This window comes from Arenibacter algicola (assembly GCF_000733925.1).
GTDB classification, from domain to species: Bacteria; Bacteroidota; Bacteroidia; order Flavobacteriales; family Flavobacteriaceae; genus Arenibacter; species Arenibacter algicola.
Window position 1 is genome coordinate 1,500,110 of the sequence record NZ_JPOO01000001.1, and the last position, 26,655, is coordinate 1,526,764.

The following is a 26,655-nucleotide window of genomic DNA, read 5'->3' on the forward strand; positions in this document are numbered from 1 at the left end:
AATTTTATGATCAAAAGAATTATTCTTACACCCTTTCAGAAATTCGTAAAAATAGAGAGTTTAAGTGGTATCCTATTATTTAGTGCTACACTCATTGCCATGATTTGGGCAAATTCCGGGTTTAGTGATTCCTACAATTCCTTATGGCAGTATAAAATTGGTGTCGGCTCTGAAACTTTTCAGCTTACAAAACCGCTTATTCTATGGATCAATGACGGCCTCATGGCTTTATTTTTCTTTCTGATCGGATTGGAAATTAAACGGGAGCTTCTGATAGGGGAACTTAACGGACTTCGAAAAGCAATGTTTCCTTTGTTCGCCGCAATCGGGGGAATGATCTTTCCTTTGTTGTTATTTCTTTTCTTAAATGACTCTCCCCAAACGGCCCAAGGCTGGGGTATTCCTATGGCAACTGATATTGCTTTTTCCTTAGCAATTTTGAAACTATTAGGGGATAGGGTTCCCCTAAGCCTTAAAATATTCCTTACTGCTTTCGCCATAGTGGATGATTTGGGGGCAGTAATGGTTATTGCCATTTTCTATAGCGGAGGGGTTGATTGGCTATTAATTTTATATGCATTGATTCCTTTGTTGATACTCTCTTTTATAGGGTTTAAGGGGGTCTATTCCAAGTACTGGACAGTAATTCTTGGGGTCATAATTTGGGTGCTTTTTTTAAAGTCGGGTATACATCCAACTATAGCGGGTGTACTTGTTGCCTTTACCGTGCCAATTCGGCAAAAGATAGATATGCAGTATTTTAAGGAGAATTTATCCAAAATCATGACCGGTATTGCCCAATCCAATAACGAGAATGTTCCTGTACTATCCAATGAACAAATAGGGCATATGGACGATTTGGAGGATTTGACCGATAAATTTACATCGCCCCTACAAAAATTGGAGCATCGACTTCATGGTTGGGTGGCCTATTTTATTATGCCCATTTTTGCCTTGGCCAATGCAGGAGTTGTATTTGGAACTAATATGGAATTGAATACTTCATTGATGATGAATATCGCTATAGCCTTGTTTTTGGGGAAATTGGTTGGTGTTACATTATTATCCTGGATAGGGATTAAATTAAAGATTGCTGTATTGCCAGAGGACATTAATTTCCTCCAGATTTCGGGAATAGCTATTTTGGCAGGAGTAGGTTTTACCATGTCCATTTTTATAGCCAATTTGGCGTTTGTAAGCAATGTAATATTTATTGATTCAGCCAAAGTTGGTATTTTAATTGGGTCTGTTGCTTCAGGTTTGGTCGGATATCTAATACTGCGTTGGAGTGGCGGAAAAGAAAAGGGCCACTAAAGGCCCTGTTTTAACTTAAAGATGTTGTAACCATATACAATGGGGTTTAGACAAATGCAGGCTGCTTCTTTTTCGCCTTTTTGGTTTTTAGTTTGTTGATCCAGATAAGGGTTCCTGTAATGGGCAAACTAGTGGCAATTAGGCAGGCAAGAAAGTAAATAATTTTAGAAAAGGTACCGTAAATAGTACCCAAATGTATGGGCTTGATCAAAGAGGCTATCTGAACGTTCAATGGCTTATTGGCAAAAAGTTCTTTATGTAGAAGGGTTCCATCCCTATCCAATATAAGCTTGTCGGTTATGACAGGTGAAAATCTGGAATTATTGTTTTTGGTAATGGTGTAGACCTCATTGTCCTTAGCCGGTATGGTAATAGTGGTCTCACCTTCATAGGCCAACTCCGCTGATGTAAGCTGTAGTATCTCCTCAAAGGTTTTTTGCGAGCTACCGGGCTCTAGTGCCGATTCAAACTGTGGACCACCACCGCGATTTCCGAAAACCTTGGTGCCCAATACCTTGCTGCCAGCGTCGCGATACCATTCAAAGGACCAAAATAGCCCGGTTAGCGACATGATGACCAAAAAGATACACGCATAAAATCCAAGTGTGTTGTGTAGGTCATGGTTTATCCGCTTCCAGTTTGCATTGAACTTAATTTTGAAGCCTGGCTTAAAATTCTTCCACTTCATCCTTTTGGGAAACCACAAGATAATTCCACTGACCGCCAAGAACAGAAAGATAAGGGTGGCAATGCCTACGATAGGTCTTCCTTCTTCGGTTTCCAACAATAACCACCTGTGCATTTTAAACATGGTCATAAAGAATCCGTCCAAATTGGATTTTTGAACTTTTTGGTATTTCCCGGAATATGGGTCAACGAAAAAGGTGGTGCCCCTTCTTTCCTTGGGTGAGGTTTTTATACTGAATTTAAAGGCTTCGTTCGTTTTTGCAGGGATGGTAACATTGCTTACGATTCCTTCCTTGGACAAAGATTCCGTCAGTTCCTTCATGGAAAGAGGGCTTCCCGTTGCATCGGCAACTACAAATTCTTTGGCAAAGAGCGACTTTAATTCCTCCTCAAAAGTTAATACCGTGCCACTTAAACAGACAAGGAATAAAATAATTCCACTGCCTATTCCCAACCAAAGATGCGCATCGTTTATAAATTTTCTGAAGGTATATTTTTTAGTTTTTTTGGACATGTTCGGGCTATTTTTTAGCTATTAAAGTGTATATCGTAATATTCCAGCAAAGGATCTAGGGTCGGTCTGGTTAATATAGCTGGTACGATAGGCGTTGTAACCAATTTGGTCAAAAACATTGTTTACCATTAGCCTAACATCCCAATGATGGTTGAACTTAAATCCTGCCTGAAGATTGGTCAAGGTATAAGCCTCTACATTGAATGGTTTTTCGTTGGGAACTATTCCCTGATGGGTAACTGCCCCGGACGACCAATCGTTGATAGGCCTTTCTCCAGTGTAGTAAACACCGCCTCCTAATGAAAGTCCTTGGAGCGGACCTTGAAATTTATAGTCCATATATACATTCGCAGTATGTTTAGGGGTGTTAAGTGGTGCCGAACCATAAACATAAGAGGTGTGTTCCTTGTACTGTGCATCAATGTAGGAATAACCGGCAACTGCAGTCAAATTTTCCAGTATACGCCCGGTAAGTTCCACCTCAACTCCCTGTCTTTGGTCGTTGCCACCTTTTTGGTAATAGCCCGTAGCTACCCAGTTCTCGTCGTATACAGGTAAGTTAATATTCTTATTGTTGATTTTAAAAAGGGTCAGGTTAAATCGCAGACGGTCGGCAAGCCAACTCGTTTTTACACCAGCTTCCAATTGGTCATATCGTTCATTCCCCAGAGCTTCGCCATTGACACTTAGCCGTGCAGCAGTTCTTGGATAGGCACTATTGGTGTAGGAGGCAAAAACGTTAATATTTTTGAAGGGATTGACTATGATGCCTCCCAGTGGGCTAAAGGCGTCACTTTTATCATTTTCTGTATCCGTAATGGTTTCCGTTGTACTATATCTGATTCCCAAAAATGTTTTGAACCATTCTGTCCAGGAAACCACGTCCTGTGCCACAAGGCCCAGGGATTTGCTTTCAGCACCTCCGGGATTCCCACTGTTGAGTGTTACATTGGGCAAAGTATTGGAATTGCTCTCAAAAACATTGATGGTGTCCAAGGCGCTAAGGGATTGACTAGTTGTACTATATTTTGAGGTTCTATAGTCGAACCCCACCTGAAAGGTATGATTGATGCTTCCAGTTTTAACATCATCACCAATTAGATCAATATGTAAAACACCATTATCATCGTTTCGGGTAGAGGTAGAGTAGCCTCTGGTGCGCAGATTGTATTGCTCCACATCATCTATGGAAACTACACTTCCAAGACTGGCACCTTTGTCGTCCAATTTTAAATGGGATTTATAAAAGGCGGTCTTCACAGTAAGTTTATCGTTCAAATGCCTGTCGAACCTCAGTGAATAGGTGGTATTTTTGGTAAGTGAACGGTCGTTTGCAAATCCTAGAAATTGATCTGTAGGCAGGTCATAAATGGCACTTACATCGTTGGAGGCCAGATTTACGGTTCCGAGATCGGGGGTTCTGCTATCGTCAAAATGATCAAACTCAAGGGTAATCTTCGTCCTATCGTCTATTTTCCATTGTAGGGAAGGATTGATATAGATGCGCTCGGAACTTACACCAGACCTAAAACTATCTGCCCGTTCCAAGGCACCATTGATACGGAAGGCTACAGACTGATTGTCATCTATAGGGCCATAAATATCGAAGGTAGGCCTTACCTGCCCAAAACTGCCGAAGCGTTGGGTAACCGTTCCCCCAAATTGGTAGATCGGTGTCTTGGTTACAATATTGATAACTCCTCCCGGACTTCCCAAATCTGTGGCAACCCCTTGGGTAATTGAAGCTGCGCCTTTTAATACCTGTATGTTGTCCACTCCCTGCATATCGGTCAAAATACCTACACCCCTAAAATCAGAATGGACCCTAACCCCATTCTTTAGGATGGGGATGCCTCTAAAACCTCGGGAGGACATACTCTCACGTTTGTTGCCATAGGTGGCAAAAGTATATACTCCGGGAACGTTTTTGGTAGCTTCTGAAATGGTAAGGGCACCTTGATTTGTTATTAGTTTCTCCGAAATGACCGATATACTCTGAATCTGTTCGTAAGGCTCCAAAGGAAGACGTGTAAGGGCCTCTATTTTATCTGGATGTGACAATCTTCTGCCAAATACTTCTACCTCGCTCAAAGGGTTGTCCATACTAAGCTTTATTACTTGATTATCGATATTGGCAGAGGATACGGTTATGGGAAATTTTATAGTCCTAAATCCTACCGAACTAACTTTAATTTGCCAATCCCCATAGGGTACTTCTGTTAGGGTATATTTTCCAAACTCATCGGCCATTCCACCTTTTTTTAGGTTTTCTATAAAAATATTGGCGAAAGGAACAGGATTGTTGTCACTGTCAAGTATAGTTCCGCTAACCGTCCCATAATTTTGGGCAAAAATGGAGGTGGCTATTAACAGATTGATTATTAGAAATAAATTTCTCATCTTATTTTAAATTAGACTGGTTATAAATAAGGTGCTAAAATAGAATGGAAATTTATCTTGTGCAAAACTATTTAGAATAATTTTAAATAAGAAATTGAAAATAATTGTTGAGGCCCTATTTTATGGGAATGGGCAACCGATAACATCCATACAGAAATTGTCAAATTCATCAACTCAATATAATTTTAAGAGTAATTCAACATGGGTTTCCAAAGGTAAGACCCAAAAAGAAGGTAAAGAAGATTAATAAAAAGGTTTAATCGTTAGCTGTAGGAATAAGGTCTATCGTGTAATTTTTGAAAGGACACAGCAAAGGAGAATCTCATATGTTCAGTATTCTGCAGGACAGCCTATAGTCCCCCAATGTTGAAACTTATTAATGGGATGGTAGTAGCAGACACCATTTTTTTTACCTTATCTTCTTGTAGGAATCTTTGGGAAAAGGAGTAGTCCTTTCGTTCCAACATAGCAAACATACTGGCATGGGCATTTTCCAAATACCTATTTAATCCTTCAAAAATGTCATCGTCAAATATCAGATCAAATTCCATTTTGTCATAAGCCACTTTTTGATATAGCATTTCTTTAAACCATTCCATCTGCTGACCACCGGCATATTCTGCACTGGTTGATATATGAACAACACTTATTTTAGAGTTGAATTTCTTAGCAATTTCCACAAGCCTATTGATGGCAAAAATGTCGGCCTGTTCAAAATCGGTGGCATAAACCATGCTTTGGAAATTTTCGAGGGTGAACATGGGCGGTACTGCCAAAACAGCGCAAGGAGCCTTTTTGATCAATGCTGTTGTTGCACTTCCCATAAAAAATTGCTTTACAGCACTTGTGCCTTTGGCCCCTAAAACAATGAGATCAATTTCAAGTTCTGTTGCTTTCTTCAAGATGTTTTGAACTACCGAAACGTTTTCTTCAACTATAAAATTAATATCGCCACCTTCCCAGGTATCACCCAGATGTTCCTTGCAAAACTCTTTCAGCTTGGATTTGTTTTCTATCAATAATCTTTTCTCCTTTTTTAAGTGGCTTATAGATACGGTACTCAGGGTTAGGGGAATATCAAAAACGTGCATTACAAACAATTTTGCGTCAAATTTTTTCGTCATTAGGTGGGCCAACTTTAAGGCAGCGACCGAATTTTGGGAATAGTCCGTTGCGTAGAGAATGGTTTTCATCATTTGCTGATTTCGATTTCTTTTCCCAAGCTACTGCATAAATTCCATGTTCAAAATGACCGTTGTCATGCATCACTTATAGGCACCTGATATATGTCATTTCCAAAGACCTGTGACTAAACTAATTTTAGGCTATAATCTTTAAAATTTAATATAATGGAACATACCGAAAGTAATAAGGACCACAAATATGTAAAGGACGGACCATGGTCCGAGTTGTATGTTTTAACGGAGCATTGGAAATCTGATTTGGAGTTTTATAAGGACGACCTGCGCTTTTTACACCATTTAATAGACAAATATTTTATGTGGATTACCAAGCCGGAAAATTTGGATATGGTAAAAGAACTAAAAGTTGGATTATTCGACCTAAAGAATAAATGCCAGGATTTATTGGAGAAAGTTCAAAGACATAGAACACAATTGGGTCAAATGGTGGAGGATTATAAGAAGGCCGATGCCAGTATAATAATTAGGGAACATGAACATCTTGAGGAGGAGGTTGCACATTTCGTAACATTGTTTCGCAGCAATAGGAAGGAGGCCTTTGCCATAACAGAATTTATAATTGATAGCGAGTCCCTTGCAAATTTGATGGACCATTGAACAAATACCTATGAGCTATAAGTATTGTTTATTTTTAATGTCAAAGGGGTAGATATGCGCATTGTATTGTTGTTGTTAATTATTCTACACGGCCTTATCCATCTGCTGGGTTTTGCCAAAGCCTTCCAATTTGGGGAGATGGAACAATTCACCAAGGAAATCTCCAGGCCCATGGGAATACTTTGGTTCTTGGCGGCCCTACTTTTTATAGTGACAGCATTTGGATTGCTTTCAAGAAAGGACTGGTGGCCAATACTTGGAATTGTAGTTGTGATTCTTTCACAAGGTTTAATTGTCACTACCTGGGCCGATGCCAAATATGGGACAATTGCGAATGTTATTATAATGGTGGTGGCCATTGTAGGTATGTCCAATTTGATATTTGAAAGAGGTTTTAAAGAGGATGTTGCTTCTGCCATGAACATAAAAGCCCCAACTCCTGAACTTCTAACTGAAGAGGATTTGGCTCCTTTGCCAATGTGCGTTCAAAAGTATCTGGTTTATGTAGGTGCGGTAGGAAAGCCTAAGATAAACAATGTTAAAATTGTGTTTAAAGGAGAAATGCGAGACAAGGGCAAGGATTGGTTCAAATTTACTTCGGAACAATATAATTTTTTCGTTTCGCCCAGCCGATTGTTCTTTATGAAGGCCCAGGTAATGGGTCTGCCCACTTATGGCTATCATAAGTACATAAATGAAGCGGCCAGCATGCAAATAAAACTCTTGTCCCTTTTTTCGGTGGTGGACCTTGCAGAACCGGAATTGTATCCCACGGAAACGGTGACCTTTTTTAATGATCTATGTCTATTTGCCCCAGCCGCTCTTATAGATGATAGAATAAGCTGGGAAACCTTGGATAACTTAAGCGCAAAAGCCACCTTTAATAACAACGGCACTATAATATCTGCTATTTTATACTTTAATGAAAAGGGACAGCTTGTTAATTTTGTTTCCAATGATCGTTATTCCGTTTCTGAAATGAAAGCGTTTCCTTTTTCAACTCCTGCAGGTAATTATAAAAATGTTAACGGCTACCAACTTCCTACCTATGGAGAAGCTACATGGCATTACCCAGATGGGGAATTCGTCTATGGAAAATTTGAGGTGGTTGATATTGCCTATAACGTTATTGACTAGTATTTACGGATTGTATGATTGGATAAGGAAAGGTTTTGGACAATAAAATGACCAGCGCATATGAAGGCAATGATATTGAATGGAGTAAGTAATTTAAAGGAAAATAGGAATCCTTTGACCATGGTAAATATTCCCGTTCCCGTACCTAAAGACATGGAAGTATTGATAAAGATTTCGGTTTGTGGGGTTTGTCATACGGAGCTGGATGAAATAGAGGGGAGAATAGCCACAATAGTTTTTCCTGTGGTACCCGGACATCAGGTGGTAGGAATTGTTGCTGAATTAGGAACTGGGACATCGAAATTTAAGATAGGAGATCGGGTAGGCGTGGCTTGGATTTATTCCGCTTGCGGCTTGTGCAAGTTTTGTTTGGATGGAAAAGAAAATCTTTGTGATCATTTTCTGGCCACGGGAAAGGATGTCAATGGCGGATATGCGGAGTACATGGCCGTTCCTGAAAAATATGCGCACAAGATCCCAGAATTTTTTTCCGATGCCGAGGCAGCTCCACTTCTTTGTGCAGGGGCAATAGGATATCGATCTTTACGGCTTGCACAATTAAAGGATGGTGACAATGTAGGACTTACCGGTTTTGGAGCCTCCGCACATCTTGTCTTAAAAATATTGAAGTATTCATACCCCAAGACCAAAATATTCGTATTTGCCAGAAAGGAGGAGGAACGGACTTTTGCAAAGGAATTGGGGGCGGAATGGGCCGGAGATACCTCAAATGCCTGCCCGGAGAAATTGGATGTTATCATAGACACCACGCCTGCCTGGAAACCCGTGGTGGAAGCTCTTGCCAATTTAAAAAAAGGAGGCAGGTTGGTCATCAATGCCATTCGAAAGGAAGGGACGGATAAAGGTTACCTACAAAATCTAAACTATCAAGACCATCTATGGATGGAGAAGGAAATTAAGTCGGTTGCCAATTTAACGGCCAAGGATGTTGAAGATTTTCTAATTTTGGCAGCTAATGCTTCCATTAGGCCAGAAGTTCAAATATTTTCCTTGGAGGAGGCCAATAAGGCGCTTCTTGAACTTAAAGAACGTCATGTTAAAGGAGCTAAAGTTTTGAAAATTGACTGATTAATGTATTTTGTCCACTTCCTTTTATATACAGATTCCATAATCTGATTTAAGCGGGTAGATCTCTATATATTTTGGGATTAAATCTTAATTTTGCCAGCTTATTGTTCGCAGTGGTTTTTTTTAATTTATCTATCACAGGACTACCTCAATTAATTTAATGGGCAAACTGTAAAACAGGGATTGAGTATGAAATTTAAGATCGATGGGTTTGTTCTGTCCATAATAGCTGTTATTGGTATAGCTTATATTTTTCCACAATGGGGTACGGCAGACAGTCGCGTTCCTATCGATACAATTAGTGCAATAGGAATTTCATTGATCTTCTTTTTTTATGGATTAAAATTGAGTCCCCAAAAATTAAAGGCCGGACTTAAGAACTGGAAGTTGCACTTGTTGGTGCAGGCATCTACCTTTTTGATATTTCCACTTATTGTTTTAACATTTTATCCGCTCATGAAAAATGAAGAACAGGAGACACTTTGGTTGGCCTTCTTTTTTTTGGCAGCCCTACCGTCCACGGTATCTTCCTCTGTTGTAATGGTCTCCATGGCCAAGGGAAACATCCCGGCAGCCATTTTTAACGCGAGTATTTCAGGTATTATAGGGATAGTGCTAACGCCAATATGGATGGGACTTTTTGTTCAGAATACCCAGGCAGATTTCGACTTCACGGAAATATACACAAAGCTTTTACTGCAAATTTTGGTCCCCGTCTTTTTAGGGCTTCTTCTGCAACGGTTTTTGGGGGTTTTGGCACAAAAATACAGTAGTCAATTGTCGCTTTTTGACAAGTCGATTATATTGCTCATTATTTACAAAAGTTTTGCGGAATCATTTGAGGCAAAAATATTCGGTTCGGTATCCCTTTTGGATTTGGTAATGCTTTTTATTGGGGTATTGGCCCTATTCTTTTTGGTGTTTTTTAGTACTGGAATTACGGCTAAAAAACTAAAATTCAATCTGGAAGATCAAATTACTGCCCAGTTCTGTGGGACAAAAAAGTCACTTGTACATGGTACTGTTTTTTCTAAAATTTTGTTTGGGAAGATGGCATCCATTGGAATTATTTTGTTGCCCCTAATGATATACCATGCTAGTCAGATTTTGATTATGAGTATTATAGCGGGAAAACTCGCACGCCGGAAAGCGGTAGGTTAGGGCTCTATATAGTGACTATGGTATGCATGGCCAATGTTATAGTAACTACTTCCAAGTAGCTTTGGTGCCCCAACTATTCCCTATCCGCCAATTGGTCCTTGCCCATAATTAGTTTGGACTGGTGCTCCTTGACCATACGGTCTATATCGGCAAGAATTTCTGGATGACTTGCTCCAATATCAAAGTTCTCTGATGGGTCTTCGCTTAAATTGTATAGGATTGGGATATCGTGAACTTCTTTTTCCCCAAATTGGCCATAAGATCCCTGGGTAATGTAATGGGCTTTATAATCTCCTAGTCGGGCAGCATATAGTTGTGTTCCCCTATAATAGAAAACTTCCTTTCGCGGGCTGGGTGTGTTCTTAAAAAGGGTGCCACTTAGGTCAAAACCGTCCATAACCCTGTCCTTGGGCAAGGGTACGCCGGCCAAGGCACTAAAGGTTGTGAAAAGGTCCATGGTGGTTCCCAGTTCGCTGACCACGGCCGGTTTAATGTTGGACGGCGACCAGAAAATGCAAGGCTCCCGCATTCCACCCTCCCAGGTCATGCCTTTTCCGGCCTTTAACAGACCGGCACTTCCGCCATTAATTCCGTAGGAAAGCCAAGGGCCATTGTCCGAGGTAAAGATTACGATGGTGTTTTTGTCCAATCCCTCTTCCTTTAGGGCAGCAATTATTTGTCCTATGCCATGATCAATTTCCTCCAATACATCGCCATATATTCCCCTTTTACTTTTACCCAAAAAATCCTCTGAGGCGAATAACGGAATATGGGGAAGATTGTGGGCCAAGTATATAAAGAAAGGATTATCCTTATTTCTTTTGATAAAAGAAATGGTTTCCTCTGCATATCTTTTGGTAATGGTATTTTGATTGGCAGGGCGTTCTATTATTTCCGTATTTCTTATTAAGGGCACATTAAAGTTTTCGGTGGGCAAACTCCCTTTAGATTCTTTGAAGGCCTTATAATCCCCCACAAAATCCATATCATTGGAGTAGGGGATACCAAAATAGTAATCAAACCCATTATTGGTAGGTAGGTATTCTTCCTTATGGCCCAAATGCCACTTGCCAACACAGGCTGTACTATAACCAACTTTTTTTAATTGTTCCGCCAAGGTAATCTCTGAGCTGGGTAGCCCGTATTTGGAGTCGGGGAACAACACCCTGTGCTTATCACTGGCCATACCACTTCTTACCGGCAATCTTCCAGTTAATAATGCCGCCCTACTGGGCGTACACACACTGGCACCTACGTAAAAATTTGTCCACTTTTGCCCCTCCGCGGCCATTTGATCCAGATGGGGTGTTTTAATGGTTGGGTGCCCATAGGTACCTAGGTCGCCATAGCCCAGATCGTCTGCAAAGATGATGATGAAATTAGGGGTTTTGCTAAGGTTTTCTTGGCCCCAGCCATTGCTGAAACAAGAGGATATTAATAGAAGGGTTAGCAAAGTTTTTAAATTTATGCTGGTTTTAAGCCACTGTTTCATCATTATTTTGGTTGTTGTTATTTGGATTTGAAGATAACAAAAAATGGCAAAGGAAGATTTAAGAACGCACAAAAGGTTTAAAAAAGGCGGTCCAATCTTTTTTTGGCGATGGCCATGTGCGTTATTTCCCCAAGCAGGTTTACTCCATCGATGAGTTTTGCAAAGCGCTGGTCATGAGTAAATCCTTTCTTATAGCGAAAGTATATTTGTTGGATGATTACTGCTATTTTGAACAGGCCGTAGACATAATAAAAGATTATATGATTTACTGTTTGTCCACTTTTTAGACTGTATTGATGCACCACCTCCTCCCGTGTAAGATTACCGGGAAGATGGGTCGGGGTAAGGTTTAGGGCCTTCATAAAGTCAGGGTCATTGGGGTTGACCCAATAGCCCAATGTGGTACCAAGATCCATCAATGGATTTCCTATAGTGGCCATTTCCCAATCCAGCACCGCATTAACTTTGGTCCAATCCTGGGAATCCAGCACCAAATTGTCGTATTTAAAATCGTTATGGATCAGGGAATAGTCTTTTGGTTCCTTGGGCATATTCTCTCCCAACCATTTCGCGGCAGCTTCAATTCTGGGAATTTCATCGGTTTTGGATTTGTAATATCGCCTGGTCCAACCTTCAATTTGACGTTGCATATATCCTTGGGGTTTACCAAAATCATCCAAACCTATTTCCTTTACATCCAGTTGATGAAGATCAACAAATGTATCTACAAAACTGTTCGATATGCCCTGCATCAGTACTTTGGAGGGAATCATTTCAACCGGCATTTTTGCCCTTAAAATAACCCCTTCCACCCGTTCCATCAAGTAGAAGGGGCAGCCTAGAATGGATTCGTCTTGGCAATAAAGTATTGGTGCCGGGACCTTACCGTAGTTGGGTTTTAAGGCCGTTAATATGTCGTATTCGCGCTTCATATCGTGACCGGATTTTATATTGGCACCAATGGGCGGTCTTCGCAATACATATTCCCTATTTCCCAATTGTACCAAATAGGTAAGGTTGGAAAAACCACTTGGAAATTGGGTAACTTTTAAATCGCCTTTGTGGGTAAAAAAATCTTGCAAATAGGATTGTAAATTCTCCATTTGCAATTCTTCCCCTTTACGGATGGTTGTGGATTTATCGTTCCATGGGTTCAACATAATTCTTAAATTCTGTATTCTTTTAAAATCTGTCTGGCCAAGCTGCTCTTATGCACCTCGTCGGCCCCATCATAAATTCGGGCAGCCCGTTCATGCCTATAGTAGAAAGCCAGAATGGTGTCGTCCGTTAGGCCTAAGGCACCATGGACCTGAATGGCACGGTCTACCACTTTTTGAAGCACGTTGGCACAAAAAAACTTAATGATAGAAATTTCCTTTCTGGTTTTATAAGCTCCCTGAGTATCAATTTTATGGGCAGCATCCTGGATCAATAATCGCGCAGCATTAATTTCGGCCCTGGATTCTGCAATCCAGTTTTGGATGGTCTGTTTATCGGCCAATGCTTTTCCATGTGCCAATTCCCTGGACACGGCCCGTTGGCACATTAGGTCAAAAGAGCGTTCACATATTCCCATCCAACGCATACAGTGGTGGATACGTCCCGGTCCCAATCGTTTTTGGGCAATGGTAAATCCTTCGCCATCTCCGCCCAATACATTCGTCAAGGGCACTTTTACAGTATGGAATTTAATTTCGGAATGACTTTCCCAGCCGTTACCTGCATGTCCCATTATGGGAATGTTTCTAATAAATTCCAGACCTGGGGTATTGATGGGGACAATAACTTGGCTTGCCTTTTTATGCGCTTCTGATGCTTCCGGATTGGTTACCAACATTACAATGGCAAAGGAGGCCCCATCAAAACCGGTGGTGAACCATTTATGACCGTTTATTATATAATGGCCATCCTTTTTAAAGGCCATTGTGCCCATATTTACAGGGTTGGAGCCTGCATAATCGGGTTCGGTCATGGCGAAACAGCTCCTAATATCTCCTGCTAGAAGAGGGTAGAGGTATGCCTCTTTCTGTTCCTTGGTCCCGAACTCGATCAATATTTCCATGTTGCCAGCATCAGGGGCCTGACAATTAAAACAATAATGTCCGTAGGGACTGGTACCTAAAATTTCGCTGATTTCCCCATGCTGGGTATTGCTTAGCCCTAAACCCCCGTATTCCTTTGGGACCTGGGGTAGCCAAAGTCCGCCGTCTTTTACTTTTTTTCGAAGTTCATTCAGCTTTGGTAATTTTTCATCCCAGCTACAATTTAATATCCAGGGTTCCAAAGGAAATAGTTCCTCCTTAACAAAGGCTTTTATCCTATTTTTTATATCGTCGAAATTCATTTGTTTAGTTTTTGGAAGTTTCGGTCTTTATATATAATCAGCTGGGGATATTTTTTGAATTCGGCAGCAACTGTAATAAAGTGTTATTTGCCTATAAATTTAGCGGGACGCTTTTCCAAAAAGGCATTGACACCTTCTGCAAAATCGCGACTCCCAAAAGTGGCAACTTGTTTTTCCGCTTCATAAGCAATGGTATCATATAGATCATGTCCCATGGCATAGAACATATCCTCTTTGGTAACACCAATAGCTAAAGTGGGCAGTTTGGCCAATTCATGGGCCCAATATTTGGCGGTTTTAAGCAAATCGGTATCGTCCTGTACCAATTTATTGGTGAGGCCAAGATCCAGGCATTCCGAAGCCATTATTTTTTTGCCTTCCACGGCTATTTGCAAGGCTTTGCTGTAACCCACCTGTCTTGCCAAAAGCCAACTGCCGCCACCGTCGGGGCCTAAGCCTATATTAATAAAGGCGTACAATAAAGCACTGCTTTTGGACATTACCCTAAAATCGCAGGCAAGGGCCAGGGAAGCTCCTACTCCGGCCGCAGTTCCGTTAATGGCCCCGATAATGGGTTTACGAAGGGTAAAAAGAGTGCGCATCAATGGTTGGTAGGTACTGGTAATATATGCCCTGCCTTCTTCGGGTGTAACTTGGCCGAAGACCGCCATATCCGCACCGGCACAAAAACCTTTTCCGGCTCCTGTAATAACCACTGCGCGAATGTCATCGTCCTTGCGGATTATGTTGATAGCGGCAGTAATTCCGTTCACGACATCGTCGGTAACCGCATTGTATCTTGACGGCCTGTTAAGGGTGATAATTCCAATATCGCCTTCCTTTTCAAAAAGAACACTCTCATTATTGTTGCTTTCAATTTTTTCTGGAGCGACCTTTTTAGGTGCCGAACTTGTTTTTTTACTATTTGGGTTTGCATAGGCTTGGGCAATAAACTCGGCTACGCAAGCCGGTTTTTCTTCCCCTTTAAGCTCAAATACAAGCTTTAATTTGTATTTGGCCCCGCCTTCAAAAGGGCTGAATTCCATTAAAGATACACGAGCCCTTAATAAGGCGCCCACAGGGGTGGCATTCATAAACCGCACTTTGTCCAATCCATAATTTACCCCCATCGCAATATCTTTTATCTTGAGGGTTTCAAAGCAGAATTTTGAGGCTAGGGAAAGGACCAAAAATCCATGTGCCACCGTTTTTTTATAGGGGGAATATTTGGCAGATTTTTCAGGATCCACGTGAATCCATTGATTATCGTCCGTTGTTCTGGCAAAGGTGTCGATCATATCCTGGGTTATAGTTATCCAATTGGATAGCCCCAATTCCTTGCCTAGGTAATGAGTCAGATCCGACAGTTGTGAAATTTCTGTGGAGTACGCCTTATTGATCGATTTTTCTTCTTCCATTTGGTTTGATTTATGTCCTTTTAAATAGTGTGGGATGTACTAAGCTTTGTCCAATGACTAATTGAAACCACCGGCAATCATATGCCCGCCATCGGCCGTAAAAACCGATCCAGTACAATAGCTGGAAGCATCAGAAGCCAAAAAACTGGCCAGGCCGGCCATTTCATCCGGAACGGCCATTCTTCCTGCAGGTAAATGACGGGTTACTTGATCCAATATTTTTTCGTTCTGCCATAGGGCCGAACTAAATTTGGTCTTGATGAGTCCTGGGCAGATGGCATTGGAACGGATTCCAAATTTGCCCCATTCCACTGCCTGTGATTTGGTCAACATGATCAAGGCCGCCTTACTAACACTGTACAATCCCAACCCAACACTTGGTTTCATTCCTTCCACCGAAGCAATATTAATGATACTCCCGCCTCCGCTTTTTTTCATAATGGGATAACATAGATTGGCCAAATGGAAAGGGGCCTTGGCATTTATGTCCATTATTTTGTCGAATAGGGCGTTCTCCATGGTGTCCAAGGGGCCATAAAACGGATTGGTGGCGGCATTGTTCACTAGGATGTCCACCCCTCCATAAGCGTTCATTGTTTCCTCAACCAATTTTTTTAATTGGTCTTCATCACCAACATGGCAGGCTATGCCCAAGGCATCGTACCCTTCCTTTTTTAAATTATTTGCCACTTGGTCTACGGCTTCTTGATTACGGGAACTAATGACCACCTTGGCTCCGTATTCGGCTAGACCTCTGGCAATGGATTCCCCAATACCTTTACTGGCACCGGTTACAATGGCAACTTTGTTCTTTAAATTGAATTTTTGTTTTACACTTGTTTGCATCCCACTGGTATTAATAATGTACTATTGGTATTTTGTATTTTCTTGGTTGTGCAATGGGCTTGTATTACATTGGCATGGCACCACCATTGGCATGCAAGGTATGCCCACTTATAAATCCGGCTTCCTTGGAAGCCAGGAAGAGATAGGCATGTCCCATATCTTCCGGGGTACCAATGCGTCCAACAGGAATCATTGAAATTCCTGCCTGTATGACATCTTGAGGCATGGAATCCGTCATTTCAGTTTTAATAAATCCTGGGGCAATGGCATTAACAGTAATATTGTATTTGCCAACTTCCCTGCACAGAGAATGTGTAAAGCCTACTATAGCAGCCTTACTGGCACTATAGTTGGTCTGTCCAAAGGCGCCTTGAAAGGCATTCACGGAGGAGGCGGAGATAATCCTGCCATAATTGGCCGTCTTCATATGGGGTACTACGGCTTTGGCGGTAATGTATAGGGAATCAACATTTACGCGCATAACTTGGTCCCATTCCTCACGACTCATTTTTAAAATAGATCGGTCACGAATTATTCCGGCGTTGTTAATGAGTACATCTATCTTTCCAAATTCGGAAATGACCTTGGCAACAGCCTTATCAACAGATTCTTGGCTGGAAACATCCACATTTTGGTAGAATATTTTACCACCGTTCTTAGCAATCCTGTCCGCGGTTTTTTGGCCTTCTTCCAGCACATCCCATAGGGCAACGGTGGCCCCCTCATTACAAAAGACTTTACAGATTCCTTCACCTATGCCTCTTGCCCCTCCGGTAATGATTACAACCTGCCCCTCTAGTTTTTTCATTTTTATTAATTATTTAACTGATTTTAATTCAGTAATTTAAAAAACTTTGAAGACAAACTCTAATGAAGTAACAAGTATTATTCTTAGGGGACAACAGTGGGAATTCCTTGTGGTAAACTGGATAATTAAAAGTTTGAAATTATTTATGGGTTCACTTTAAGCTACTATTAGAATGAAAATACCCTAGAAATCAAAGAACTTGATTCTAGGGTAGATGTTGTTTTAATTTTTAATCAGTTTTAGAACTGATACCTGATACCTAAGGCGATATCCAAATCCAGATCGTCCGAGTAGTCATCATTAAAACCAAGTTCTGGACGTATGTCCAAGGACAGCAAAAGCGGAAAATCAAAATTACACTCTATACCTATGTCACCTGCCACAAGGGCAAAGGCGCCATCTCCTCCAGGGGAATCGAAGGAGCCTATTCCTGCCCCTGCGCCCACATACCAGTTAAATAGTCCTTCTATTGGCATCACCCATTGATAGAGTCCAACCAATTTAAAAGCATCAACATTGTTGGAATCGCGCCAACCTAGATCAAACTCAAGTCTGTTATTGTCCGATACCGCCCTTTGATAGGATACTTCCCCTCCAAATCCGTCATTGTCTCCAAGCCTTAAACCTAGGGCGTTTTTAGAAATGGATTGGGCATTGGCGGCTACAATTGTCATTGTTACAACTGTTAAAACACTTAATATCTTCTTCATGATTATGACTGTTTTTATTTTTTACAAGAATAGATATTGTATGGCTACCGTATTGTCCCCATCAATATAAATTATAACTCCATTGGATTCATAGGCTTACTCTTTGGAAAAAGTCAATATTAAATGTGGTTGGAGCATTAATTAAAAATTGCATGCGCGTACTTTGTAGATAGTAGCTTATTTTTAATTTGATTATGGCCGACCGCAAACTGAAAAAAAGAATAGTTTGGATCATCACTGTTTCAGTAGTCCTGATACTGCTTTTGTTGACCATCCTACAATTGAGGGCCAAGAGTTATATTGAAAATTATCTGAGCCAACGAATACCGGATCATATGCATTTGACCTATGATCAAATTCAGGTAAATCTGATACGGGGTTCGGTAAGATTAACTGAGGTTGGGTTGGATATTTTGGAAAGGGATGCCAATTTTAGAAAAGCGGGGATGAGCCTCGAGGCTATTGACCTAAAGGGTATAGGCTTTTACCAAGCCATATTTGGAAACACAATAAGTATCCGTGAAATTCGATTGTTAAAGCCAATAACAGAATATTATCAAGGAGAACATCAAGTTAAAAACAATGGGATTGCAGCAACGGACAGTCCCATGGAAAGAACTTTGTCCATAGCCAAATTGTCCATTGAGGACGGCGAATTCAAGATTTTCGGAAAGGGCGGGGATTCTATAGTTTTCTCGGTGGAAAATTTGAATTTGTCCCTTGAAAATCTAAAATTGGATAAGGAAACTATAGAACTGGAAATACCATTTTCCTATGGGGATTACAATTTGAGTACGGGATTGGTATATGCGGATCTTGGACCATATGAGGCTGTAAACCTTGGCGGTATAAATATCAAGAACCAAGAAATGGAACTTAGTAATTTATACTTGAAGTCCAAGTATGATAAGATAACGCTTTCTAAAAAATTGGACAAAGAGCATGATTATATTGATTTGAAAATCCCCGAGCTTAGGATGGTCAATATGGACTTTGGATTTAATAAAGAGCGATTTTTTCTAAACTCCTCATCGTTGGCTCTCCAAAAACCAAAAATGGAAATATATCGCGACAAGCTTGTTCAGGATGACTATGAACAAAAAAAACTATACAGCCGTATGTTGCGGGAGTTGCCCATAGATCTAAATGTTTCGGAGGTTAAAATAAACAACGGATATATTGTGTATTCCGAATTGGTAAAAAGGGGTACAGTGCCTGGAGAGATTGTATTTGCCGATCTTGGGGCTACTATAGGAAATGTCTCCAATACTTATAAAAATGGAGAAAAGACCCAAATTAAAGTTATGGCCCAACTCATGGGTGAAGCCCCGATTGAGCTAACATGGAATTTTGATGCCAACAAGGAGAACGATGCATTTTATGTATCTGGCGTTGTCACAGATTTTAAATCCGAGAGCATCAATCAATTCTTAAGATCCAATCTCCGTACAGAGGCCGAAGGGGATGTACAAGAATTGTATTTTACAGTTAGTGGTGATGCAATTAGTTCTAGTGGCGATATGAAAATGAACTATGAGGATTTTCGATTTACCGTTCTTAAAAAGGATAGAATGGGAGTAAATAAACTGCTCACCTTCGTTGGTAATATTTTCACCAACGACGGCTCCAAAACGGACAAACAGGGCTACAGGTATGGGGAAATATATGCAGAGAGGGATAATACCAAATCATTTTTTAATTATTTATGGCTCAATGTAATGGACGGGATCGTCAACACACTTACCGGTGATGGCAAAAAGGAATAATTTACTCGATAATCGAGATTTTAATCTGCCTATCGGTAGACAGGCCTGCCTTTGTCGGTAGACAGGCTTGCCCCGAGGTAGTTTACTAGTAAGACAAAATCATACTAAAAATAGGATGGGACAGTCAGTTTTATATTCTTTTGGCTTGGTTCTACCAAAAATATGGGCATCATTTTAAAAGAGCAAAGCAAAAAATTGTTTCGATCAATGGTTCCGATGGAATGGCCTTAAATTGTTGTTATTAACAAAAGATAAAATCATTTATATATTATGGAAACAACACAAGCAACTATCGGAATAAAAAAAGACAATAGAAAGGCCGTAGTGGCCATGCTGGGCAAACTTTTGGCGGACGAGTATTTGCTGTATACCAAATTGAGAAATGCGCATTGGAATGTAGAGGGGATCGACTTCCATACCAAGCATGTATTTTTTGAGGAAGAATACAATAAAATAGAAAAAATTGTGGATGAGGTTGCCGAGAGAATACGTATGCTAGGTTTTTATTCCCCGGGGACTTTGAAGGAGTTTTTAGAGCTTTCACATTTGAAGGACGAAAGTCCAAAAAAGAACGATAGCGCTAGTTTTATGGAAGTTCTATTGGAGGACCATAATACAATTATCAAGTTCATTAGAAAAAGTATCAGTGAAAATGCAGAGGAACACAATGACGAAGGTACGGCCGATTTCATTACTGGAATCATGCAAATGCACGAGCAGATGTCGTGGATGCTAAGGGCTTCCTTGAAAATCTTTTAATAAGTAATTAGACACATTTACAACGTATTTGGGACGGCAGGAGATTTTCTCCTGCCGTTTTTTTGTTAAATAAGCTGTATATGATTATGGTTCCAAATCCAATAAATGAATATTCCCGCCAAAACTTTGACCAAGCTTGTTTAGCGGGAAAATATAGGTGGGCCAAAAAGTATGAATGTAGTATGAACAGGATTTAATAAACAAAAAGAGGCTGTCTAAAAAGTCAAGACAGCCTCTTTTTTATTCGGGTAGGTATCGGGGAACTATTCTCAAATACGCAAATTATGGAGGGGTTGAAATACTTTTTAGACGCCCTCGTGTAATTAAACTTAGCTATATATTAGGCTGTAACAGCTAACGAATTTTGATGGTCCTGATAATGCTTTGGACTACAATTGTATTTTTCTTTGAATATCTTGGAAAAATAACTTCTGCTAGTTAGGCCTACACTATACACAATTTCCGAAATATTGAGGTCTGTAGTTTTAATAAGATGTTCGGCAGTCTCTACCCTTACGTTCCTAATGTAATCTGTGACCGTTCTATCGAACAATAGTTTAAAACCTTCCTGAAGTTTGGCTGGTGAAAGACCGGATTTCTTACTTAGGTATTTAAGGCTGTATTGTATTTCAGGATAATTCTTGATAAAGCTGGATAGTTCTTTTATGTCATCCATCTCATCCTTGGTGAGGGATCCGAAGTTGTTTTTCGCATTCTTTTTATCCTCCTTATGTTGTTGGATTTCCATGGCCAAAATAACGTGCACAATACCTTTTATCAACAGATTTCTCACCAATCCCTTTTGGCTAATGGCACCCAACTGCTGCATTTTTTCGGCAATCTTTAGATTGTAGGATCCGGTATAGGCAAAAATATACTCCCCTGCTTTTGGTAAGAAGGTTCTTAACAACTGATTTCTCAGTAGATCGGTATTGTCATCATCTTGCTCAACTTCATGCGTGTCCACCATTATATTGGAAAGTTTAACAGCTTCATTTTTTCTAAAGAACAAAGTGGTATCCTGACTGGGGTCACAGGAAAAAATTCCCGTTTGGAATTGGTTCAGTAGTCTTTTTTCTCCTTTGATTCCGAAACTGTGGCTGATTTTTCCTTTAGCACAATACATAAAGTGAATAGGGTTGGTAATCGGCATGTTATTTATGAGAAGCATATCTTCCTTAAAGACAATGTCGTATTCAATAAAGGATATATTGTTCTTAAAGGAAACCCCGCTTATGACCCCGCTTACCAAATTATTGTGCAACTCTAGACTATACTCCTGTGGGCGAATTTTTAATTTTCCACCCAAGTCTTGTTGTAACTGATTAAATATGTTAGCTATATTGTTCGTTTTAAGATATACAATTTTCATGTTCCCGTTTTTTAGAATTATTACTTCATTTGTCTCTAATCACCCTGGTGATAAAAAGTACCACTGCAACTAGGAGTAGTAGATGTATCATTATGCCTATATCGAATATAAAAAAGCCTATAGCCCATAAAAAGAGCATTATAATAGCGACGATAATCAACATTTTCGACATTTTTTGTTTTATGATTATTAAAAGACCTCCTTGGTCTTCCGAATTAACCAAGTACTGAACTTAGTTGGATTTTAAATTGCTATTGGTCATGCCCAGGATAAAATTATCAGGGAGATCATAATTTTTGTTGTCATCGGCATCCAATGTCCAACTTTTGCCAATTTTTGAATTCAGTTGATATGGTTCAGTTGTCTTTTTCATGTTGGTTGTCTTTAAATTTCTAATTGTGTTTAACAAAGTTCGTTACTGAGGGTACCTTTTTTGTTATACAATTTTTGTATTCTGTTATATAATTTCACGAAATGGCCATTATTTCATTAAAAAAAGCAAGATTTTAATAGGTAGAATCAAAGTTTATGAAGAATAGTATTAGGTTTTATACTAGTATTTCCTTTAAATTTTAGTGAGTCCAAGTCCGGATATTTCTTCCAAAAGAACGAGTGGAGAGTTGGGACCAAGCTTTTAGTTAGACCTTGCTTTATACTGTATTAGGAATATGTGTTATGCAGAGGTATACCTATATCCAAGAGTGTACTTAATGCTTTTGGTTTCACTGTCAAAGTTAGCTGGGATCAGAATTGACTGTGAGAATATAAATAGTTTGGGAATTATGATTTGTCTAAACGGGTAAATAAATGTAAAAGCTAGCCCCTTTATTTACTTGTCCATGGGCCACAATATGCCCTTTGTGTTTTTCCACAATCTTCTTGCAAATAGCCAATCCTATTCCTGTACCCGAATATTCGTTTTTTTGATGAAGACGTTGGAACAGTTCAAATATTTTTTGGGCGTTTTCCTGCTCAAAACCAATGCCGTTATCCTTTACCGAAATGCAGTAATATTCCTTGGCTTTTTTATTAAAATCGTCAGGAATTGAATTGCGTTCCATTTTCTTGCAGGCGATTTCTATTTTTGGAGTATCTAGAATACTGTGATATTTAATGGAATTGGAAATCAGGTTGTTGAAGAGTTGCTCTAACTGAAAGGGGACACCTCTTACCTCGGGAAGGTCAGCAATAACAAATTCTACCCCGGACTCCCTGATCGGGGCCTCCAGATCTTCCTGTACTTTTTCCAGAACCAGATTCAGATCTACATGTACCAAGTCCTTTTTCTTTTTTCTAAGCCTTGAATAGGATAATAGGTACTTTATAAGGTTCTGCATACGGTTGGCAGAAGATTGTACTTTGCTAATGTATTGTGTTTGCTGTTCCGTAAAATAGGAGGAATCGGAATCTGTTATCCGAGAAATGAACATCTGAATTTTCCGTAACGGCTCCTGAAGATCATGACTGGCAATCCGGGTAAAGGATTCCAATTCACTATTAATGCGCTTAAGCTCTAAGTTCTTGTCTTTTAGTTTTTGTTCATTTTTTAGATCCTTGGTGATGTCCTTCACCACCCCAATAAATTCGTTCTTTAAAAAATGACCTGTATTCTGAAGGTGCTTTACTTTTCCGTTTTTGGTGATAACGCGATAAGTGAAATTACTGACTATTTTTTTCTCCAAGGCCAGATTTAGTTTTTCATCGTAAATCTTGAGGTCTTTTGGATGTACGAATGGCCTGTAATTTTGAGGTGCTGGAATAAACTCGTTTGGTTCGCAGTCCAATAACCTGAAAAAATTATCGGACATGGTAGCCTTTTCGGTTTCAATATTCCAACGGTAACTTCCAATTTTGGCAACAGCCTCCGCATCATTTAAAATGGAATTCTGCACCGTCAACTGTTCGTTGAGTTCCAATAAGCGTTGTTTGGCATTGATTATCTGGGTGCTGTCATAGGAAGTGAGGGTGATGCCATCGTCCAATTTATTTATTGTAGTGTTGACCCATACCCTTTTGCCTTTTAAAATATATTCGCTTTCATGCGTTTCAATGGTGCCTATGTTGGCACATTTTACCATTAGTTCGTATAATCCGGTATCATGAACAGAAGGATAGATTTTGGATATAGACTTTCCAATTACGTCCCCTACTTGTTTTCCGGTAAGGTTCTCACTTTCGGTGTTGGTAAATACATATATAAAATCTATTATTTTACCATTGGAGTCCCTTTCGGTAACAAGGTGGCTAACAGTGTTGCTAGTGCTTTCAAGGATATTGTTCAAGAATGACTTTGTTTCGGTCAAATCGCGATTTTGCTTTTCCAATTGTTCGTTCAAAACCCTTAAATTTTGCGTAAACTTTCTTTCCGATGTAGTATCCACCGAAGTAGTTAAAACTCCGTTCTCCATTTTTACGGCGGTGGTCTTGAACCAAAACTCCTTACCGTTATATTGAAAATGCTTTTCGAATTTACGGGTCTCCCCTTCATCAATAACTTTGGTCAATTCATCAAAAATGCCATTTTCAAAGTTAATGGGAACCAATTCTGACATTTTACGCTGCTCTATTTGGCTGGAATTTTGCCCAAGGACAGACTCTATTTTTTCATTGGTGAATACAATGGTAAAGTCTTTTACTGTGCCAGTGGTATTATATATTGGCTCAAAATAACTTATAATATTGTCTGTACTGCCCAAAATATTTTGAAGAAATTTCTCTGCTGTAGCCGTTTTTTTTCGCTGAGAATTGATCTGCAGAAATGAAATAATAAAGATAAATAACGCAAACATACCTAAGAGCAGAGTCATTAGGGGAGTAAAGAATATTTGCGATCTGTATTCTTCCTTACGCTTCGCGAGTTGTATCTGCTTTTCTTGATACATTTGGTTTCTGAGCAGATTTAGTTGGGTAATCGACTTTGAAACGTTTGTTATTTTTTCTCTATCCCTAGAAGAATAATTTGTTTTTTGAAAAGGAATGTTCGCTATAACCCTTAAAGAATTATAAAGACTGTCTTGCCAAGATTGGACCGATAGTAAAATTTTCTGTTGTACTGGATTGTCCTGGGTGAGTTCCCTTAGTTTTATAAAGGATTTCTGTACTTCGGGTTTGTAATTTTTAAAGGAAGAAATGCCCAAGGTATCATGGGACAGCAGATTTTTTAGCTCCGTGGATTGCATCTGGGCATAATAGGAAAAAAGTTGATTTATTTCCATATCCACTTCCAAAGTATGGGAAACCATATCTGCCGATTCTCCAAGCTGCACAATCTGCTTATAACTAATGCTTCCAAGGAACATGAGAAGGGCAATTGCCAAAACAAGGGAAACGGCAAGTACTTTTGGAGAGGATGTTATTTTTCTTTTTGGCATGCCTAAAATCCCTTTAGATCCTTAGTAAAAAATTATCCTTGTTCAAGGCCGAGGTATGGTATTGCCAATTGAGCTGTAAAACCTTTTCAATTGCTTGTTTTAGGGCCCCAAAGCTATTGGGCTTGTTAATGTAAATATTGGCGCCGTTCACAAAGGTCTCCTCAATATCGGCTTCAGAAGAGGAGGTTGAATATATGGCAACCAAAAGGTCCTGAAGTCTAGGGTGGTTTCTAATTTCATTGAGACATTGCATTCCATTTTTGATGGGCATATTTAAATCTAGAAATACTATTTCAGGTAAGATTACATTGGGCAGGGTCAAATAATCCATTAATTCTTTTCCATTGTTGAAAAGGGATAATTTGGTCTTAATTTTTATTTCGCTCATAGCTTCCTTGAATAATGTTCTATCATCTTCATCATCATCGGCCAGGGCTATGTTTAAGGTTTGTAGGGGCATATTTTGGCGGGGTTATTTTTGGTTTAAGGCTCTTTCTTTCCGTTTCAGGATTATTTTCTGAAAAGTGGAGGGAGTAAGTCCGGTCGTTTTTTTGAATTGAGCCGATAAATGTGATACACTGCTATAGTTAAGCTTATACGCTATTTCGGTTAAGGTTAGATTGTTTTGGAGTATTAAACTTTTGGCGAAATCTATTTTTTTTAAAATTACAAAGTTCTCGATTGAAGAGTAGGTAGCTTCAGAGAATATCGAGGACAAATAGGTATATGAATAATCCAGTTTTTCAGAAAGATAGGAAGAGAAATTATAAAGTTTAGGATTCTCCTCATCATTTATCCATTCGGAAATGGAATCTTTAATACGTTGAACCAAGGCCATTTGTTGATCATCCATAATTTCTATGCCATAATTTCCCAAGACCGAGGCCATTTCCTGTTCTTCTTCATTTGTAGGCCTTTTATCAAATTCAATTTCCCCAACACCATGAATGGTATAGTTCATTCCCAGGGCGTCCAGTTGTTCCTGTAGTACAGTTTTACAGATAAGGTTAAAATCAAATTTTAGATAGATTCTCATTAATTGCATATAATATGGGCCTGTAACATGGATTCCTATAAACTTGGAAAAACAATGTAGGCGTTATACACAAAGATGATGAATTTTTAATTTCAATTAAACTGCTCAGTGAATTTTTTATCAATTGTACACCTAATCGATATTATAGTTAAACTATACTACTAACTGTATCCTTCGCCCTTTTTGCATTCTGTGACATGTTCATAATGCCTTTTCCGTACCATTAGTTAACAAGAAGACAATTTCAGACCTTTCAAGCTGTAGCAGCTGTAATTGAGGGTATTGGTTTTTAGTTTGTTATATAGTTTTCTTCTGGAATTTCCTTAAAAAATTCAGCAGTTTCAATATTACTGGATGGACTATAATTGGCTAATACCGTTCCTTTACTGCCATCGTTCGTTTCCACAATATATAAGATTGACATGTCGGACGGATTGCTCATACCTTCGAAGCGATATTCCTTCAAAATGGTAACATTTTCAGGTGCGTACGCTATTTTTGTCTTCAAATCGATCAATTTCCTGTTATCTACCCGGTAGTTGCCATTAAATCCCTTTTTTTGATATTCATCAATAATTTCTTTTTCGTTCTTAGCAAAATCATTCTTCATTTCTATTATTTTTTAGATTAAT

24 protein-coding genes are annotated in these 26,655 nt (G+C 39.5%); 7 read left to right on the forward strand and 17 right to left on the reverse strand.

What is annotated here, in order from left to right; all coding sequences use genetic code 11:
* Positions 1-6: 6 nt before the first annotated feature.
* On the forward strand, positions 7-1,314 hold the full coding sequence (nhaA, locus tag U735_RS0106565) for a Na+/H+ antiporter NhaA (protein WP_031443062.1): 1,308 nt from the start codon (positions 7-9) through the stop codon (positions 1,312-1,314).
* Positions 1,315-1,360: 46 nt separating this feature from the next.
* Here nhaA and U735_RS0106570 read toward each other — a convergent pair whose 3' ends face one another.
* From U735_RS0106570 to U735_RS0106580, 3 genes are all read right to left on the reverse strand, one after another.
* Positions 1,361-2,515, reverse strand: coding sequence for a PepSY-associated TM helix domain-containing protein (locus tag U735_RS0106570; RefSeq protein WP_031443063.1), 1,155 nt, complete (start codon positions 2,513-2,515; stop codon positions 1,361-1,363).
* A 21-nt stretch (positions 2,516-2,536) separates the two neighbouring features.
* A complete protein-coding gene (locus U735_RS0106575; RefSeq protein WP_031443064.1) occupies positions 2,537-4,915 on the reverse strand; it encodes a TonB-dependent receptor in 2,379 nt (792 codons plus the stop codon).
* Between the two features lie 350 nt (positions 4,916-5,265).
* Positions 5,266-6,111 (reverse strand): universal stress protein, encoded by an 846-nt coding sequence (locus U735_RS0106580; protein ID WP_031443065.1) that lies wholly within the window; start codon positions 6,109-6,111, stop codon positions 5,266-5,268.
* A 153-nt stretch (positions 6,112-6,264) separates the two neighbouring features.
* Here U735_RS0106580 and U735_RS0106585 point away from each other — a divergent pair, with 153 nt between their 5' ends.
* From U735_RS0106585 to U735_RS0106600, 4 genes are all read left to right on the forward strand, one after another.
* Positions 6,265-6,714, forward strand: a complete 450-nt coding sequence (locus U735_RS0106585; RefSeq protein WP_031443066.1) for a hypothetical protein — start codon at positions 6,265-6,267, stop codon at positions 6,712-6,714.
* Between the two features lie 54 nt (positions 6,715-6,768).
* Complete coding sequence (locus tag U735_RS24465; protein ID WP_034248277.1) at positions 6,769-7,851, forward strand: DUF6544 family protein; 1,083 nt, start codon at positions 6,769-6,771, stop codon at positions 7,849-7,851.
* Positions 7,852-7,911: 60 nt separating this feature from the next.
* Positions 7,912-8,940, forward strand: a complete 1,029-nt coding sequence (locus U735_RS0106595; RefSeq protein ID WP_031443068.1) for a zinc-dependent alcohol dehydrogenase family protein — start codon at positions 7,912-7,914, stop codon at positions 8,938-8,940.
* A 189-nt stretch (positions 8,941-9,129) separates the two neighbouring features.
* Entirely contained in the window at positions 9,130-10,101 is a 972-nt protein-coding gene (locus U735_RS0106600; RefSeq protein WP_031443069.1) for a bile acid:sodium symporter family protein, read from the forward strand.
* A 73-nt stretch (positions 10,102-10,174) separates the two neighbouring features.
* Here U735_RS0106600 and U735_RS0106605 read toward each other — a convergent pair whose 3' ends face one another.
* The 7 genes from U735_RS0106605 to U735_RS0106635 form a co-directional block, all read right to left on the reverse strand.
* Positions 10,175-11,596 carry a sulfatase family protein gene (locus tag U735_RS0106605; protein ID WP_232233191.1) on the reverse strand — a complete coding sequence of 474 codons (1,422 nt, stop codon included), beginning with the start codon at positions 11,594-11,596 and terminating at the stop codon, positions 10,175-10,177.
* A 74-nt stretch (positions 11,597-11,670) separates the two neighbouring features.
* Entirely contained in the window at positions 11,671-12,753 is a 1,083-nt protein-coding gene (locus tag U735_RS0106610; RefSeq protein WP_031443071.1) for a phosphotransferase family protein, read from the reverse strand.
* 5 nt (positions 12,754-12,758) lie between these two features.
* A complete protein-coding gene (locus tag U735_RS0106615; RefSeq protein ID WP_031443072.1) occupies positions 12,759-13,937 on the reverse strand; it encodes an acyl-CoA dehydrogenase family protein in 1,179 nt (392 codons plus the stop codon).
* A gap of 83 nt (positions 13,938-14,020) precedes the next feature.
* A complete protein-coding gene (locus tag U735_RS24925; protein ID WP_051891893.1) occupies positions 14,021-15,355 on the reverse strand; it encodes an enoyl-CoA hydratase-related protein in 1,335 nt (444 codons plus the stop codon).
* 57 nt (positions 15,356-15,412) lie between these two features.
* Positions 15,413-16,201: a glucose 1-dehydrogenase gene (locus U735_RS0106625; RefSeq protein WP_031443074.1), complete on the reverse strand. Its 789-nt coding sequence runs from the start codon at positions 16,199-16,201 to the stop codon at positions 15,413-15,415.
* Between the two features lie 64 nt (positions 16,202-16,265).
* Positions 16,266-17,009: an SDR family NAD(P)-dependent oxidoreductase gene (locus U735_RS0106630; RefSeq protein WP_031443075.1), complete on the reverse strand. Its 744-nt coding sequence runs from the start codon at positions 17,007-17,009 to the stop codon at positions 16,266-16,268.
* Between the two features lie 239 nt (positions 17,010-17,248).
* Positions 17,249-17,719, reverse strand: a complete 471-nt coding sequence (locus U735_RS0106635; protein ID WP_031443076.1) for a hypothetical protein — start codon at positions 17,717-17,719, stop codon at positions 17,249-17,251.
* 194 nt (positions 17,720-17,913) lie between these two features.
* Between U735_RS0106635 and U735_RS0106640 the strand changes: the two genes are divergently transcribed.
* Positions 17,914-19,485: a hypothetical protein gene (locus U735_RS0106640; protein WP_031443077.1), complete on the forward strand. Its 1,572-nt coding sequence runs from the start codon at positions 17,914-17,916 to the stop codon at positions 19,483-19,485.
* A 270-nt stretch (positions 19,486-19,755) separates the two neighbouring features.
* Positions 19,756-20,244 carry a Dps family protein gene (locus U735_RS0106645; RefSeq protein WP_031443078.1) on the forward strand — a complete coding sequence of 163 codons (489 nt, stop codon included), beginning with the start codon at positions 19,756-19,758 and terminating at the stop codon, positions 20,242-20,244.
* A gap of 340 nt (positions 20,245-20,584) precedes the next feature.
* Here U735_RS0106645 and U735_RS0106655 read toward each other — a convergent pair whose 3' ends face one another.
* From U735_RS0106655 to U735_RS0106685, 7 genes are all read right to left on the reverse strand, one after another.
* Entirely contained in the window at positions 20,585-21,616 is a 1,032-nt protein-coding gene (locus tag U735_RS0106655) for a helix-turn-helix domain-containing protein (RefSeq protein WP_031443079.1), read from the reverse strand.
* Between the two features lie 25 nt (positions 21,617-21,641).
* A complete protein-coding gene (locus tag U735_RS26185) occupies positions 21,642-21,788 on the reverse strand; it encodes a lmo0937 family membrane protein (protein ID WP_146032804.1) in 147 nt (48 codons plus the stop codon).
* A gap of 60 nt (positions 21,789-21,848) precedes the next feature.
* On the reverse strand, positions 21,849-21,989 hold the full coding sequence (locus tag U735_RS25520) for a hypothetical protein (protein ID WP_157365009.1): 141 nt from the start codon (positions 21,987-21,989) through the stop codon (positions 21,849-21,851).
* Between the two features lie 418 nt (positions 21,990-22,407).
* Positions 22,408-24,987 (reverse strand): ATP-binding protein, encoded by a 2,580-nt coding sequence (locus U735_RS24930; RefSeq protein ID WP_051891894.1) that lies wholly within the window; start codon positions 24,985-24,987, stop codon positions 22,408-22,410.
* A gap of 13 nt (positions 24,988-25,000) precedes the next feature.
* Positions 25,001-25,447: a response regulator gene (locus U735_RS0106675; protein ID WP_031443081.1), complete on the reverse strand. Its 447-nt coding sequence runs from the start codon at positions 25,445-25,447 to the stop codon at positions 25,001-25,003.
* A 12-nt stretch (positions 25,448-25,459) separates the two neighbouring features.
* Entirely contained in the window at positions 25,460-26,023 is a 564-nt protein-coding gene (locus tag U735_RS0106680) for a helix-turn-helix domain-containing protein (RefSeq protein WP_031443082.1), read from the reverse strand.
* A gap of 289 nt (positions 26,024-26,312) precedes the next feature.
* Entirely contained in the window at positions 26,313-26,633 is a 321-nt protein-coding gene (locus U735_RS0106685) for a hypothetical protein (RefSeq protein ID WP_031443083.1), read from the reverse strand.
* Between the last annotated feature and the right edge of the window lie 22 nt (positions 26,634-26,655).

Excerpts from the sequence above, each read along its gene's own strand:
- U735_RS0106600 (WP_031443069.1), top strand. The coding sequence starts at position 9,130 with ATGAAATTTAAGATCGATGGGTTTGTTCTGTCCATAATAGCTGTTATT.
- U735_RS0106640 (WP_031443077.1), top strand. The coding sequence starts at position 17,914 with ATGGCCGACCGCAAACTGAAAAAAAGAATAGTTTGGATCATCACTGTT.
- U735_RS0106575 (WP_031443064.1), bottom strand. The coding sequence starts at position 4,915 with ATGAGAAATTTATTTCTAATAATCAATCTGTTAATAGCCACCTCCATT.
- nhaA (WP_031443062.1), top strand. The coding sequence starts at position 7 with ATGATCAAAAGAATTATTCTTACACCCTTTCAGAAATTCGTAAAAATA.
- U735_RS0106655 (WP_031443079.1), bottom strand. The coding sequence starts at position 21,616 with ATGAAAATTGTATATCTTAAAACGAACAATATAGCTAACATATTTAAT.
- U735_RS0106605 (WP_232233191.1), bottom strand. The coding sequence starts at position 11,596 with ATGATGAAACAGTGGCTTAAAACCAGCATAAATTTAAAAACTTTGCTA.
- U735_RS24925 (WP_051891893.1), bottom strand. The coding sequence starts at position 15,355 with ATGGAAGAAGAAAAATCGATCAATAAGGCGTACTCCACAGAAATTTCA.
- U735_RS24465 (WP_034248277.1), top strand. The coding sequence starts at position 6,769 with ATGCGCATTGTATTGTTGTTGTTAATTATTCTACACGGCCTTATCCAT.
- U735_RS0106570 (WP_031443063.1), bottom strand. The coding sequence starts at position 2,515 with ATGTCCAAAAAAACTAAAAAATATACCTTCAGAAAATTTATAAACGAT.
- U735_RS0106675 (WP_031443081.1), bottom strand. The coding sequence starts at position 25,447 with ATGCCCCTACAAACCTTAAACATAGCCCTGGCCGATGATGATGAAGAT.
- U735_RS0106685 (WP_031443083.1), bottom strand. The coding sequence starts at position 26,633 with ATGAAGAATGATTTTGCTAAGAACGAAAAAGAAATTATTGATGAATAT.
- U735_RS0106680 (WP_031443082.1), bottom strand. The coding sequence starts at position 26,023 with ATGAGAATCTATCTAAAATTTGATTTTAACCTTATCTGTAAAACTGTA.
- U735_RS0106630 (WP_031443075.1), bottom strand. The coding sequence starts at position 17,009 with ATGAAAAAACTAGAGGGGCAGGTTGTAATCATTACCGGAGGGGCAAGA.
- U735_RS0106625 (WP_031443074.1), bottom strand. The coding sequence starts at position 16,201 with ATGCAAACAAGTGTAAAACAAAAATTCAATTTAAAGAACAAAGTTGCC.
- U735_RS0106595 (WP_031443068.1), top strand. The coding sequence starts at position 7,912 with ATGAAGGCAATGATATTGAATGGAGTAAGTAATTTAAAGGAAAATAGG.
- U735_RS0106585 (WP_031443066.1), top strand. The coding sequence starts at position 6,265 with ATGGAACATACCGAAAGTAATAAGGACCACAAATATGTAAAGGACGGA.
- U735_RS0106580 (WP_031443065.1), bottom strand. The coding sequence starts at position 6,111 with ATGATGAAAACCATTCTCTACGCAACGGACTATTCCCAAAATTCGGTC.
- U735_RS0106615 (WP_031443072.1), bottom strand. The coding sequence starts at position 13,937 with ATGAATTTCGACGATATAAAAAATAGGATAAAAGCCTTTGTTAAGGAG.
- U735_RS24930 (WP_051891894.1), bottom strand. The coding sequence starts at position 24,987 with ATGCCAAAAAGAAAAATAACATCCTCTCCAAAAGTACTTGCCGTTTCC.
- U735_RS0106610 (WP_031443071.1), bottom strand. The coding sequence starts at position 12,753 with ATGTTGAACCCATGGAACGATAAATCCACAACCATCCGTAAAGGGGAA.
- U735_RS25520 (WP_157365009.1), bottom strand. The coding sequence starts at position 21,989 with ATGAAAAAGACAACTGAACCATATCAACTGAATTCAAAAATTGGCAAA.
- U735_RS26185 (WP_146032804.1), bottom strand. The coding sequence starts at position 21,788 with ATGTCGAAAATGTTGATTATCGTCGCTATTATAATGCTCTTTTTATGG.
- U735_RS0106645 (WP_031443078.1), top strand. The coding sequence starts at position 19,756 with ATGGAAACAACACAAGCAACTATCGGAATAAAAAAAGACAATAGAAAG.
- U735_RS0106635 (WP_031443076.1), bottom strand. The coding sequence starts at position 17,719 with ATGAAGAAGATATTAAGTGTTTTAACAGTTGTAACAATGACAATTGTA.